Annotated in this window: 16 protein-coding genes; 12 read left to right on the forward strand and 4 right to left on the reverse strand. The window is 40.8% G+C overall.

Features of this window, described 5'->3' with window-relative positions; genetic code table 11:
* Positions 1-254: 254 nt before the first annotated feature.
* The 4 genes from AB1Z56_RS25670 (at position 255) to cysM (ending at position 3222) form a co-directional block, all read left to right on the forward strand.
* A complete protein-coding gene (locus AB1Z56_RS25670) occupies positions 255-1052 on the forward strand; it encodes a HipA family kinase (RefSeq protein ID WP_293904317.1) in 798 nt (265 codons plus the stop codon).
* A complete protein-coding gene (locus AB1Z56_RS25675; RefSeq protein ID WP_293904319.1) occupies positions 1030-1413 on the forward strand; it encodes a DUF3037 domain-containing protein in 384 nt (127 codons plus the stop codon). The genes AB1Z56_RS25670 and AB1Z56_RS25675 overlap by 23 nt, the downstream gene beginning before the upstream one ends.
* Positions 1414-1534: 121 nt before the next feature.
* Entirely contained in the window at positions 1535-2344 is an 810-nt protein-coding gene (locus tag AB1Z56_RS25680) for a serine O-acetyltransferase (RefSeq protein ID WP_293904321.1), read from the forward strand.
* A 5-nt stretch (positions 2345-2349) separates the two neighbouring features.
* A complete protein-coding gene (gene cysM / locus AB1Z56_RS25685; protein WP_426790487.1) occupies positions 2350-3222 on the forward strand; it encodes a cysteine synthase CysM in 873 nt (290 codons plus the stop codon).
* Positions 3223-3297: 75 nt separating this feature from the next.
* Here the strand turns inward: cysM and AB1Z56_RS25690 are convergent, their stop codons facing one another.
* Positions 3298-3657: a bleomycin resistance protein gene (locus AB1Z56_RS25690; protein WP_426790488.1), complete on the reverse strand. Its 360-nt coding sequence runs from the start codon at positions 3655-3657 to the stop codon at positions 3298-3300.
* 239 nt (positions 3658-3896) lie between these two features.
* On the opposite strand from AB1Z56_RS25690, the gene AB1Z56_RS25695 reads away from it, so the two are divergent.
* Positions 3897-4871, forward strand: a complete 975-nt coding sequence (locus AB1Z56_RS25695; RefSeq protein WP_426790489.1) for a YeiH family protein — start codon at positions 3897-3899, stop codon at positions 4869-4871.
* Here the strand turns inward: AB1Z56_RS25695 and AB1Z56_RS25700 are convergent.
* The 3 genes from AB1Z56_RS25700 to AB1Z56_RS25710 form a co-directional block, all read right to left on the reverse strand.
* The gene (locus AB1Z56_RS25700) at positions 4868-5332 is read right to left on the reverse strand and encodes a GNAT family N-acetyltransferase (RefSeq protein ID WP_309366373.1); all 465 of its coding nucleotides are present in this window, start codon (positions 5330-5332) and stop codon (positions 4868-4870) included. The two genes, AB1Z56_RS25695 and AB1Z56_RS25700, sit on opposite strands and share 4 nt — an antisense overlap.
* A gap of 41 nt (positions 5333-5373) precedes the next feature.
* Positions 5374-5832 carry a MaoC family dehydratase gene (locus tag AB1Z56_RS25705; protein ID WP_293904331.1) on the reverse strand — a complete coding sequence of 153 codons (459 nt, stop codon included), beginning with the start codon at positions 5830-5832 and terminating at the stop codon, positions 5374-5376.
* A 240-nt stretch (positions 5833-6072) separates the two neighbouring features.
* Positions 6073-6513, reverse strand: a complete 441-nt coding sequence (locus AB1Z56_RS25710) for an SRPBCC family protein (RefSeq protein WP_313266854.1) — start codon at positions 6511-6513, stop codon at positions 6073-6075.
* A gap of 179 nt (positions 6514-6692) precedes the next feature.
* On the opposite strand from AB1Z56_RS25710, the gene AB1Z56_RS25715 reads away from it, so the two are divergent.
* The 7 genes from AB1Z56_RS25715 (at position 6693) to AB1Z56_RS25745 (ending at position 12980) form a co-directional block, all read left to right on the forward strand.
* Positions 6693-7499: an alpha/beta hydrolase gene (locus AB1Z56_RS25715; RefSeq protein ID WP_309366377.1), complete on the forward strand. Its 807-nt coding sequence runs from the start codon at positions 6693-6695 to the stop codon at positions 7497-7499.
* Between the two features lie 181 nt (positions 7500-7680).
* Positions 7681-8049 carry a hypothetical protein gene (locus AB1Z56_RS25720; RefSeq protein WP_309366379.1) on the forward strand — a complete coding sequence of 123 codons (369 nt, stop codon included), beginning with the start codon at positions 7681-7683 and terminating at the stop codon, positions 8047-8049.
* 172 nt (positions 8050-8221) lie between these two features.
* On the forward strand, positions 8222-9106 hold the full coding sequence (locus AB1Z56_RS25725; RefSeq protein ID WP_309366381.1) for a DUF3347 domain-containing protein: 885 nt from the start codon (positions 8222-8224) through the stop codon (positions 9104-9106).
* Positions 9107-9117: 11 nt separating this feature from the next.
* A complete protein-coding gene (locus tag AB1Z56_RS25730) occupies positions 9118-9549 on the forward strand; it encodes a hypothetical protein (protein ID WP_313266847.1) in 432 nt (143 codons plus the stop codon).
* 12 nt (positions 9550-9561) lie between these two features.
* A complete protein-coding gene (locus tag AB1Z56_RS25735) occupies positions 9562-10224 on the forward strand; it encodes a DUF3347 domain-containing protein (protein WP_313266846.1) in 663 nt (220 codons plus the stop codon).
* 4 nt (positions 10225-10228) lie between these two features.
* On the forward strand, positions 10229-10693 hold the full coding sequence (locus AB1Z56_RS25740) for a DUF2231 domain-containing protein (protein ID WP_313266845.1): 465 nt from the start codon (positions 10229-10231) through the stop codon (positions 10691-10693).
* Between the two features lie 10 nt (positions 10694-10703).
* On the forward strand, positions 10704-12980 hold the full coding sequence (locus AB1Z56_RS25745) for a multicopper oxidase family protein (RefSeq protein WP_426790490.1): 2277 nt from the start codon (positions 10704-10706) through the stop codon (positions 12978-12980).
* Positions 12981-13204: the final 224 nt, after the last annotated feature.

A 13204-nucleotide genomic window follows, 5' to 3' on the forward strand; every position in this document is an offset into this window, starting at 1 on the left:
TATAATTAGAAAATAATACTTCCAACGGTCAAATGAATGTACAATTTGTGCTTTATTGCTAAAATATAAGCAATAATTTTGGATATTACCACAATTAAAAGTTCGCAATAGCAAGGGGCAGTTGTATTGTGCAAGTGCATGGCGTCAATTTCTCGTTTCCTATAGCCTCAAACGTTTAAATATAGGTAACTTTAGATAAGTTTGATCAGTTTGCATGGTATTGCCAACTTTGAAGATCGTAAAAATATAAATTCATGGATTTTAAACAACCTGTTATTAGAGAAGTAGAGATCATCCGATATGTTCAGCCATTTCGGGAAGGTGGATCTTTACCAGCATTAGTCGATGCCGATGACGGCTTTAGTTATGTTATAAAATTTAGAGGAGCAGGTCAGGGACGAAAAGCATTGATCGCTGAACTGATCGGTGGAGAGCTGGCAAGATTGCTAAAATTGAGAGTTCCCGAAATTGTATTTGCGGAGTTGGACGAATCCTTTGGCCGGACGGAGCCCGATGAGGAAATTCAGGACCTGCTCAAATTTAGTGTAGGCAAAAACCTGGGACTTCATTTTCTGAGTGGAGCCATCACATTTGATGCGAATGTTGATGCTATCGGCGCGGAGGAAGCATCGAAAATTGTCTGGTTGGATTCTCTCTTGATGAATGTTGACCGTACCGTACGGAATACAAATATGCTGATATGGCATAAAGAACTTTGGTTGATAGACCACGGCGCTTCCTTATATTTCCATCACAGTTGGGATAACTGGGAAGAACAATCCCTAAAACCATTTGTTCAGATTAAGGATCACGTATTGCTAAAAAATGCCAGTATGGTGGAGAAAATAGATCAGGAATACCGTTCTCTTTTTACGGAAGCCGCATTTCGGGGAATATTAGCTGTGGTACCTGATGAATGGCTGGAAGATCCTGAACGCGAGCTTTCGGCTGCCGATGCGCGCGAAGTGTATGTTTCTTTCCTGAACAGACGTGTAGGACATTCATCCATTTTTGTAAAACAAATAGAAGATGCCAGAAAAGACCGTATATGAGTATGCTGTGGTACGCTTGATACCACGAGTGGAGCGAGAGGAATTTATCAATGTAGGTGTAGCTCTTTACTGTCGTAAGCATCGTTTTGCGAAGATGGTTTATCTGGTCAATGAACAAAAGGTCCGATCGCTTTGTCCGGATATCGAATTGGAATTGATTGAAAATCATCTTTCTTCCTTTCAGCGAATCTGCCATGGGGAAAAGGATGCCGGCAAACTTGCGGCACTGGATATGACCGAACGATTCCGTTGGCTGACAGCCAAGCGGAGTACCCTGATTCAATGTTCGGCATCACATCCCGGATTGTGTGAGGACCCCGAAGCGACATTGAAAGAGCTGTTTGAACGATTGGTCCTTTAAGCTGAAAGAATTACACCTTTTATTAAGGGGCAATAAATGATGGTCAATGGACTCAAGATTTAATAATAAGGCTTAATCTATCAATATTGTATAGTATATTTGTTTTAATAAACTAGTGAAGATGCATGATTTTTATCAACATATCTATGAACAGCAATTGGCTGTCCTAGAAATGCCTTCTAATAAGAAGATCTGTGGATGGGCTATCCGAATTGTGGATGTGCTCTTCCCGGAACGAAATTCTGGCGAGATGAAATCGGTCGATGATGTGAAGCTCGCTTTTGAACAATTTGAATTGGAGTTGGAGCAGCTCTTGAGTAAATCCAAGGCATGTCAAAGCTGCAATCATTCGGAGGTAGCACACCGGTTTTTTGAACGGATTCCGCAGCTTTATGAACTGATGTGCTGGGATGCGGACGCGTTAATGGAAGGAGACCCTGCCGCACAGAATAAGAGAGAAGTCGTACGCACCTACCCGGGATTCTTTGCGATCTGTATCTTTCGTATGGCCAATGAATTACATCGGTTGGGTGTACCTTTGATACCCCGTATATTGACAGAACATGCGCATTCCAAAACAGGGATTGATATCCATCCCGGAGCAACGATAGGTCATCATTTACATATTGACCATGGAACTGGGCTGGTGATCGGCGAAACCTGTACCATCGGTAACTATGTGAAGCTTTATCAGGGTGTAACCTTAGGAGCGTTGAGTGTGGATAAGGTTTTTTCCAATGTAAAACGCCATCCCACGATAGGTGACCATGTGATCATCTATTCTGGAGCCACAATCCTCGGTGGTGAAACACACATCGGCCATCATTCGGTTATCGGCGGGAATGTGTGGTTGACTAGTTCTGTAGAGCCTTATACTACCGTGTATCACCAGGCTTCATCAAAATTTATAGACTCAAAACCAATAATATAGATACCATGGGAAATATCATAGATACCATAGGAAATACTCCCTTAGTAGAGATTACACAATTTCATACAAATCCCAAAGTGCGGATCTTTGCGAAAATGGAAGGGAATAATCCTGCTGGTTCAGTTAAAGATCGTGCGGCGTTAAATATGATCCGTTCGGCAATGGAGCGGGGCGATATTACAAAAGATAGCAAATTGATCGAGGCAACGAGTGGCAATACAGGCATCGCATTGGCAATGATTGCAGGTATATATGGACTTAACCTCGAGCTTGTGATGCCAGCTTCTTCAACGCGGGAGCGAACGCTTACGATGGAGGCTTACGGGGCGAAAGTTACTTTATTGGAATCCATGGAAATATGTCGCGATTATGCAGAGGAAAAAGCCGAAAAAGAAGGCTATTTTATATTGAATCAATTTGCAAATCCAGATAATTACGAAGCGCATATCAAAACAACGGGACCTGAAATCTGGCGCGATACCGAAGGCAAAATTACGCATTTCGTCAGTGCTATGGGGACTACTGGAACAATTATGGGAAACTCCATCTATCTGAAGAAAAAAAATGCAGCCATTCAGATCGTAGGCTGCCAGCCCACACCTGAATCCTCCATACCAGGCATACGGCGTTGGCACGAAGCCTATCTGCCAAAAATTTTTGATCCAAGCAGGGTCGATCGCGTCATTGATATATCCCAGCAGGAGGCTACAGCGCTTGCTCGCGAGCTCGTTAAGCGTGAAGGCGTTTTTGCAGGAATGAGTACCGGCGGAGCTTTTGCCGGAGCACTAAAAATTGCCAATGAAATCGAAGAAGGTCTTATTGTCTTTATTGCCTGCGACCGTGGGGATCGCTATTTGAGTTCAGATCTTTTTGGCTAAGAACCAATACGAACAATACCAAGCCCACTATCGATCTTTGCTTACTTAAAGCGATCTATAGTGGGCTTTTTGCCGCTAACCATCAGCGCCAAATGTGAGTAGATTGCTGTCGGGATCCAAAATCGAAAACTCACGCTGCCCCCATGGCTTAGTTTCAAGTTGGCCATTGGGATGGATGGCAACGCTATTTTCTTGAAAAGATTGATATAAACGATCAATATCGTCTGTACGGATATAGACCATCCCATAATTTTCTTCGGGTGGAAGTTCTTGGAATTCAAAAAAATGAATTTCAATATGGTCTTTTTTTAGCATCAGGTAACCTTCGTAATCGACTGTTCCACATAATGAAAATCCAAGTTTATGTAGATAAAAATCTTTTGTGATGGTTTTGTTGCGCATGGGCAGTTTGGGATGAATGGCTGTCAGTGTCATCTGTATATAATTAATAAGTCGAGTTTAATCCATATGAATAACCTAGTTGAAATATAATCATTTATCGTAATACTTTAATCTCGTTTCTGTTAGGTTTGCTCGTTTTATGCCTGATTTTTTTAGAGTTTCTTGACCTGTAATTTTTTATTCATAACATTTGGTTATGACTTATTTGTAATTGTGTCTTTTAAAATAATTAAGAGTTATTCAATTTTGTACCAAATCAAGGTATCATTGTCATGGACAAAAAAATAAATACAGCAATTCGTTACCGACAATTGCTCAATCGCAAAGTATCCGTTCGGGAAATCATTTTTATCGTCTTATTCATCTTGTGTCTAACACCATTCATTTCAGCACCGCTGGCCTTATTATTGGGCATTATCGTGGCGCAATGGATCGGCCACCCCTTTTTGGCAATCAATCACAGGGCTACACAGATTTTATTGCAGATCTCTGTCGTTGGACTTGGATTCGGGATGAATATCGACTCGGCTATTCAGACTGGGAAGCAGGGATTTGTGTTGACCGTTATTTCCATCATCGGAACATTGTCATTGGGGTATCTCCTGGGGAAGCTGCTTAAGTTGGAAAAGGTGACTGCTTATTTGATTTCCGTTGGTACAGCAATTTGTGGCGGAAGCGCTATTGCCGCGGTGTCACCGACCATAAAAGCCAATGAGAAACAGGTCAGTGTGGCCTTAGGAACGATTTTTTTACTCAATGCCGTCGCTTTATTTGTCTTTCCGGTCATCGGTCATTTGCTTGAACTCACACAGACACAGTTTGGTCTATGGTGCGCGGTCGCTATACAGGACACAAGTTCAGTAGTTGGCGCAGCGAGTAAATATGGCAATGAGGCACTGCAGGTCGCGACGACAGTGAAATTAACAAGAGCCCTGTGGATTATTCCAATCGCATTTTTAAGTGCATTAGCCTTCAAAACCAAGGGAGCAAAAATTAAAATACCTTATTTTATCGGGCTATTTGTGCTGGCCGTTATCTTAACGAGTTATATTCCTTTTTTCCAACATATCGGAAGCTATGTTGTCCATATTTCCAAAATGGGGCTCACCTTGACGTTGTTTTTAATTGGAGCAAGTTTGTCTAGGGAAGTCCTGTTGTCTGTAGGCTTTAAGGCTATATTACAGGGCGTAATACTGTGGCTGGGCCTATCAATACCAGTGCTTGTCTATATCTATTTTTGTCTCTAGGAATCTAAAGTATATCGCAGCATAATCATATCTTTCAATAATGTGCCGTTTTCATAAATAGGCCGCTCATAATTTTCGATGAAAAAATCTTTACGGATAGCGTATTTAACAAAGCCATTTCGTTCATAAAAACGGATTTGGGCCAATCCGCAATCTGCAGTGCCAACAATTAGGTTAGGATATTGCTGGTAGTTCGTTTTGATAAACTCAAGTAACTGACTTCCCAACCCCATGGATTGAAAGTCTGGCGATACAGCGATATTTTTAATTTCCAAGGTTTCAGAATCGACTGGATATAAACAGAAAACAGCGATCGGCTTTGCTGTTTCAAATACAACATAAACTAGAGAGTCATAGAGGTATTTGTCGATCGCAGCAACTGTTTCATCTGCTAAAAGCAACAAATCATAAGGGTAATCCTTATGATTTGTGATAAGTTTTATTTGAAAGCTATCGCGCATTTATAAAGATTTCGCTAACTGCCTTGCGTCTAAAGCCTGAATTAATTAAAATGATATAAGAAGATAACATCACCCACGTAAGCCGGTTTTGCACTGTCTTTGATTTTCAATGTAGCTTCAATGGTAACTTTAATAACCCCTCTCAAATTGACGACCGATTTTACTTGCGTATGTAGCTGTACAGCATTGTCAACCAAAACGGGTTGTGCAAAACGCAAATTCTCAATCCCATAGTTGATCTCCATTTTAACATTCCGTACTTCAGCAATCTGTTTCCATAAATAAGGAATGAGTGACAAAGTCAGATAGCCATGGGCAATAGTCGATTTAAAAGGACTTTCAGTTTTTGCTTTTTCGCTATCCAAATGAATCCATTGATGATCGAGGGTTGCATCCGCAAATTGATTAATTTGTTTTTGATCAATAACATGCCATTGGGATTCGCCTAATGATTTTCCTTCAAAGGCTTTGTACTCTTCATAATTGTTAATTATTGTCATATGTGATCTCTTTATCGCGTTTTGTTGGTATCGATCCCCTAATTTACCAAGAGGAGATATGAATTAGTGGCTAAATATAGCTATAGTTTTAGGAATCCTATGCATTTCCTTTATTCAAATGATCATCAAATCAAATATCCACGAGTTTGGTACACCAACACTGATGAAGATAAACTGGATATTCCATGCAGTCTTTAAAGAACAAATTATTTACATAGGGCCGGCAAAGCTTGTTTATCCTCAATGCGACTGCATTGTCTGCGTATTACCATAGGTATTTTCAACGTAGGATCTAAAATTTTCAAGTATGGCCTGCCATCCATTGCGTTGCATATCAATGGGGTTTTCCGATTCTGCATCGAAAACTACGGTGATATCTGTGGCGGACTTTTTTGAATGGAAGCTGACTTCAACATGACGGCCATCAGGCATGACATAGGCTATTTTTTTAAAAGGATCCAAAGCGGTATAGGTACCTTCAAAATCAAAACCCATAGATCCATCTTTTGCCTCCATGCGGTTTTTGAACTTTCCGCCAATGCGTAAATCATTGATTGAACTTGTACAGTGCCAATCATCTGAAGCATGGTTCCATTGCATAATATCCTCCGCTGAGTTATATGCATTCCAGATCGTTTCTACGCGTACGTTGATATGGGTTTCAATCTTTATCTGTTCCATATAATGTTAATAATGTTCTCTAAGTAATAACAGGAAAATTTGTGTTTTGTTATATCTGTTGCCAGATAAATAGCAAGATATAATAAAAAGTGTAAAGCTGAAACTTATTTTAACCTAACTAGACGGTTTTAATAGAGTTTTGTTAACTTTAAGATATTTAAGACTTAAACATCATTTATATGTCCTCCAAATTGCTTGTTATCTTCTTTTTTCTGTTTTCTCCAAGTTTGATTTTTGCGCAGCAGTATAAAACCACAACTGATGTTGCTTATTGCAAACCAGATGAACCAGATTCTTATAAGAAAGAACGTTGTAAATTGGATATCTATATCCCGACTGATCGTAAAAATTTTGCTACCATTGTCTGGTTTCATGGCGGCGGTCTAGAGGGAGGAAACAAATTTATTCCCCTTGAACTTAAAGAGAAAGGTGTTGCGGTAGTGGCGGTCAATTATAGGCTGAGCCCAAAAGTCAAAGCACCTGGTTATATCGAAGATGCTGCAGAAGCCGTCGCTTGGACGTTTGAGCACATCGCTAGCTATGGTGGTGATCCTTCAAAGATTTATGTATCAGGTCATTCCGCAGGTGGGTATCTGGCTTTAATGGTTGGCTTGGATAAACATTATCTTCAAAAATATGGTGTTGATGCAGATCGCATAAAAGGGCTGGCGCCGATTAGTGGACAGACTAATACGCATTATACAATTAAAAAGGAACGTGGTGAATCAATGGTGATCCCGCAGATTGATCAGTTTGCGCCGCTCTCATTTGCACGGAAAGATGCACCTCCAGTTCTCCTGATTACTGGCGATCAACAATTGGAAATGGCTGCACGATTCGAAGAAAATGCACATTTGGCAGCAATCTTAAAGCAGGTAGGGCATACCAAAACCTCGTTGTACCAGCTGCAGGGCTTCGATCATGGGGGCGTCTATGCTCCCGGCTGCCTACTGATGATGAACTGGATCGGCAGGCTTGAAAAATAGTTTTGATGCATTCAAAAGACGGACGGAAATGCAGTGGACCAAAATGTTATAAACAAAATAAAAAATATTACAATTGTCCATTCGAAAATTCTACCGACATTTACCTCCAAAGTATATACCTTTACTTTGCAAATTTTAATCCGTTATGTGGGCGAAACGCAATATCGTTTTTATAATCTGTATGCTGGGGCTTTTTTTAGCACCAAATAGGTTATTTGCCTGCCATGAAACGTCAGAAAGGCCAAAACAGGAAGAAAAATCCTGTTGTCTGGATGAAAAACAAACGACAAAGGATGCTGAAACTGGAGATTGTTGTAAAGATGGAACAGCTGAGTCGAAAAAATCAGATCGCCATGCAAACGACTGTGGTAAACACTGCGGTGAAAAATCATGCCGTACATCTCCGCAATGCAATCCTATCGTTTCAGTGATCGAAGCACAGTCTATTTTACCCTTGTATGCTGATGCTTTAAATTCTTATGCGCGCTATAAACAACCTTATTGCGCAGATGCCTATTTTTCCATTTGGCAACCTCCTCAGATAGCTTAATAATAAACTGATAGCCCGTGCTATGTCCTTTTGGGTAGATTGTTCTATCCAATACCCCGTTTATTTAGCTTATGAAAACCCCTGTTGATCCATTGGATTAAAGACTCGAATGCAGTAAATCGCTGCAACTGGGGTTTTCGTCAGTATTTTTTATCTAAAACATATTATGATCATGAGATTAATTCCATTATTTGGTTTAGTAACCCTAGCATTACTATCCAACGAAAATACCTATGCACAAATTAAAAATGCAAAGATAGCAACTGCAAAAATTCTTGGAAATACGACGGCTGCTAAAACGATAATTGAAAAAGAAGGCAGCACCAAGTCCGCTAAAGTCGACTGGAACCAGACCACCAAACTTGCGGTTATTACCTATGACTCTTCAAAGACAAGTGAGGATGAGGTTCTTAAGCGTGTTGCCTTAGTGGGATTCGATAATGAAAAGTTCTTGGCTCCAAATGATGCTTATGCCCAATTGGCAAAAGCTGAACAATATGAAAGAGTGCTAAAGCCAGCATCAAAAAATCGAGCTGAACAACAGGCCGATCATAATAATCATAGTCAGGGCGGGCAAATAGCAGATCATGTTTCAGCTGCGGAGAAAGCAAAATTAGCAGATGAAAAGACCGCATTTGCGCAATTGGTAAATTCTTACTTTGCGCTAAAGGATGCTTTGGTGAAGACAGATGCAGTGGCGGCAGCAGCTCAAGCAGAGACATTTCAAGCTGCAATCAAAACTGTCGATATGAATAAACTTAGCCACGATGAACATACCATATGGATGAAGGTTATGAGTAAGCTGGCAACCGACGCGACAGGTATAAGTAAAAATAAAGATGTTGCTAAGCAACGTGTGGCATTTGCATCTCTTTCAAATGCTATGTATGAGCTGCTGAAGGTGAGTAAATTGAATGGTCCTATTTATTATCAGCATTGCCCGATGTTTAATGAAGGCAAGGGAGCGCATTGGCTAAGTAAGGAGAATGCAGTGAAAAACCCATTCTTTGGTGCGCAAATGATTAGTTGTGGAAGTATAGTAGAAACGTTAAACTAATCGCCCTCCCTATGAATTATTTTCATGTTGTTATAGCAGTCGCTTTGTTTTCATTAGCTGCTTGCAGCGGCTCGGAAAAGAATACCAATGTTAAAGATCAAAAGGGACCGGCAGCTTCTGCGATTGGTTTATCTGCACAGTCAGTTCAATATAGACGGGGTGATCTTGTGCCGACGGAACAGGTTTGTATGGTCAATGATGCTTTTATGGGAAAAAAACAATTGTTGGTCAGACACCAGGGGCGGGATTATTATGGTTGTTGTGAAATGTGCAAAAAGCGTATACCTCAAGAAGCTGCGGTACGTGTCGCAATTGATCCGTTCTCTAAGAAAGAGATCGATAAGGCCACGGCTTCCATTGCGATTACCGGAGATCAGGGAGAGGTTTCTTATTTTGAGAATGAAGCAAATTATAGAAATTACATTAAAAATCTAAACCTATAAATACACTTAATTATGAAAGAGTTTATGCTAATTGTGGCGATCGCTCTGATATTCGTTGCATGCAACAATTCAACGTCGAAAAATACACATGCAGATCATATGGTCACTGTTGCTGAGGATACCGCAACGATAGCTGTCAACAAAAGCGAAGGCGATACCGCTTTGACTAATGAGGTGGCCGACGTAAGTAATACAGCTGCAAAAATAGAACCGTCGGCAGGGAAAGTTGATCTAGCAACAGCTAGCAATCCTTTTGCAGACTTGTACAGCGCCTATTTTGAACTGAAAGATGCATTGGTTAAGGATAATGGAGCAGCTGCACAGATAGCCGCGAAAGGAATCCAGGCTGCCATTGAAAAAATTAATAGCGAACAATTGGATGTTGTTCAAGGAAAACTTTGGAAAGAATACCAACGGAAATTGGCTTTCGATGCAGAGCATATTGCTGGAATTAAGGAAAATGAACATCAGCGCGAGCACTTTGTGACCCTTTCCAAAAATATGTATGTGTTGATGAAATCGGTTAGACTGGGAGCTCCAGTCTATTATCAGCATTGTCCGATGTATCAGGAGGGAAAAGGGGCAAATTGGCTCAGTAAACAAAAGGCAGTTCAAAATCCTTATTTGGGTAGATCAATGCAGAGCTGTGGATCTACCTTAGAAATAATACAATAGCGCGATGAAAAGTTTATTTGAAGAACTGCCTAGTTTACATCCGCTATGGGTACATTTTCCAATTGTGCTTTTACTGATGGCTTTGTTTAGCCATGTCGGTGCTTTATTCTTAAAAAATCACCGACGGGCTTTATCTCTGCTGACTTTTGGATTGTTATTGTTGGGATCACTGGGAGCTTTTGCAGCTATTCAAACCTCAACCCATATTTCGGGAGAAGCAGATGAAAATGCCTTTGCGGTTTTTGAGATCCATCAACGTTTTGCCTGGATCAGCTTTTGGCTTGCAAGTAGTACAACAGTCCTGCATTTTGTTGGATTGCGAAAAGAGACAAGTGCCTGGATAAACTATTTGATATTGATTTTGTTGATAAGTTTGTCGGTGACACTGTTTATCACGGGGCATCACGGTGCGAGACTGGTCTACCAATATGGCGTAGGACCGATGGGAAATGGAATACTAATCAATTAAATGAATGAACATGCTAAAAAAGAGTAATATATTAACGGTTGTTTTACTATTGATGGCACAACTGACAGTACTGGCCCAGAAAGTGGTTCGTCATGACCTTTACGTACGGGATACAATTGTCAATTATGCCGGCAAATCAAAACGGGCAATCGCTGTAAATGGACAGATTCCGATGCCTACACTGACTTTTACAGAAGGAGATACGGCGGAAATTGTTGTTCACAATGAGTTAAAAGAGAGTACTTCGCTACACTGGCATGGTATTTTTCTGCCGAACAAAGAAGACGGCGTGCCACACCTGACGCAAGAACCTATAAAGGCGAATTCGACTTATACCTATCGTTTTCCGATAATTCAACACGGTACACATTGGTATCATTCGCACTCGGGCCTACAGGAACAGATCGGTATGTATGGTAGCCTTATTCTCAACAAGCGTGCTGATGATAAGACTTTCCGAAAAGGAATTGATGATTTACCCACGATTCCCGTCATATTGAGTGAATGGACAAATTATAACCCCGATAACATTCAGCGGATGCTACACACGGCCAATGATTGGGCCGCGATAAAAAAAGGGGCTACACAATCGTACGTTGAAGCTATTAAAGAAGGGAAGTTTAAGACGAAAGTCACGAATGAATGGAAACGTCAGCTTGCGATGGATGTCAGTGATGTATATTATGATAAGGTCCTGATGAACGGGGCTCATTCCACGGATTTAAAGTCGGTGAATGGTAAGGCATTGAAAGCAGGAGATAAAGTGCGTTTACGGATTTCCAATGGTGGTGCTTCGTCTTATTTTTGGCTGCGCTATGCGGGCGGTAAAATTACCGTTGTTGCAAATGATGGGAATGATGTGGTACCTGTTGAGGTCGATCGATTAATGATTGCAGTGTCGGAGACTTATGATGTCGTTGTAACAATCCCAAATGAAGGTACAGCTTACGAGTTCATGGCAACAACAGAAGATCGAACACAATCTGCGAGTTATTTTGTCGGAAATGGCATCAAACAGTTGATTTCCCCACTTCCCCGCCTTAAATATTTTGAAGGGATGAAGATGATGAACGACATGATGAAGATGAATGGGGATCTCAATGATATGGGTATGAAGATGAGTCTGAATCAGATGGACATGAATGTGGTGATGTATCCCGAAATTACAGGTGATGGAAAGAAAAAAGAAGATCACAGCAAACATAGCGGTATGGATCATGGACAAATGAACATGGACGAAGATCCTAATCGTTATAATGCTAATGCATTGGGTGATATTGTCACGCTAAACTATGCGATGCTGGAGTCTCCTCAAGCGACTGAACTGCCTAAAGAAGCGCCGATACGAGATCTCAAATTTACCCTTACAGGAAATATGAGTCGTTATGTATGGAGCATGGACAATAAAATTCTCTCTGAAACGGATAAGATACCTGTAAAAAAGGGCGAGGTATTACGCATTACCATCTATAATAATTCAATGATGCGTCATCCGATACATCTGCACGGTTTTGATTTTCGATTGCTGAATGGTAAAGGGGCAAAAGCACCACTGAAAAATGTGGTTGATATCATGCCAATGGAAACGGATACAATCGAATTCCTGGCGAATGAAGAAGGGGATTGGTTTTTCCATTGCCACATTCTGTATCATATGATGGCCGGGATGAATCGCGTTTTTGCCGTAGACGATTATAAAAATCCCTATCTTCCGGACAAAGCTAAAGCCTATAAAGAATTGCAGATGGAAAGCAATATGACTCATTTCATGGCGCAAAATGACTTTGCTACCAATGGAAATGACGGCCAGGCGATGTTTCAGAATGCCCGTTGGCAACTTGGTTCCGAATGGCGATTGGGTTATAACGATATGCATGGCTATGAGGTAGAAACCCACTTGGGAAGATTTTTTGGGAAAATGCAATGGTTTATGCCTTTCGTTGGTTTTGATTATCGCTATCGCCGCATGGGCGAGGACGAACACGAGAAAAATATTTTTGGGCAAGCCAATAAAAAAGATAGCCGCAAAGCTGTAAGCCTCGGTTTTATGTACACTTTGCCCATGTTGGTCAATTTTCAGGCGGAGGTGTATCACGATGGTATTATGCGGCTGCAGCTGATGCGTGAAGATATCCCGATCTCGAGAAGGATCCGCGGCGATTTTATGGTCAATTCAGACTTAGAATATATGGCAGGACTTAATTATGTCATCACCAAAAATATGGCCTTTAGAACGCATTACGATAGTGATATGGGCTTTGGTGTGGGCTTGTCATTAAATTATTAACAAGTAGATTTTATTGGAGTTTTAAAAGGGGGCTTTGCGCACGCGGAGCCCCCTTTTCTTGTTTGGTTAAAACAGGGAGCAAATACTAGATAGATTCTGAAATAAAACAGATTTCAAACTTACATTATACGGAATTAAACCGGACTTTATACGCTTTCATCCGAATGAGGTCCCTATAAGGTCCGTATGAAGTCCCTATAAAGTCCCTGTTATTTAATAAGATG

This window comes from Sphingobacterium sp. WOUb80 (assembly GCF_050058145.1).
Lineage (GTDB): Bacteria > Bacteroidota > Bacteroidia > Sphingobacteriales > Sphingobacteriaceae > Sphingobacterium.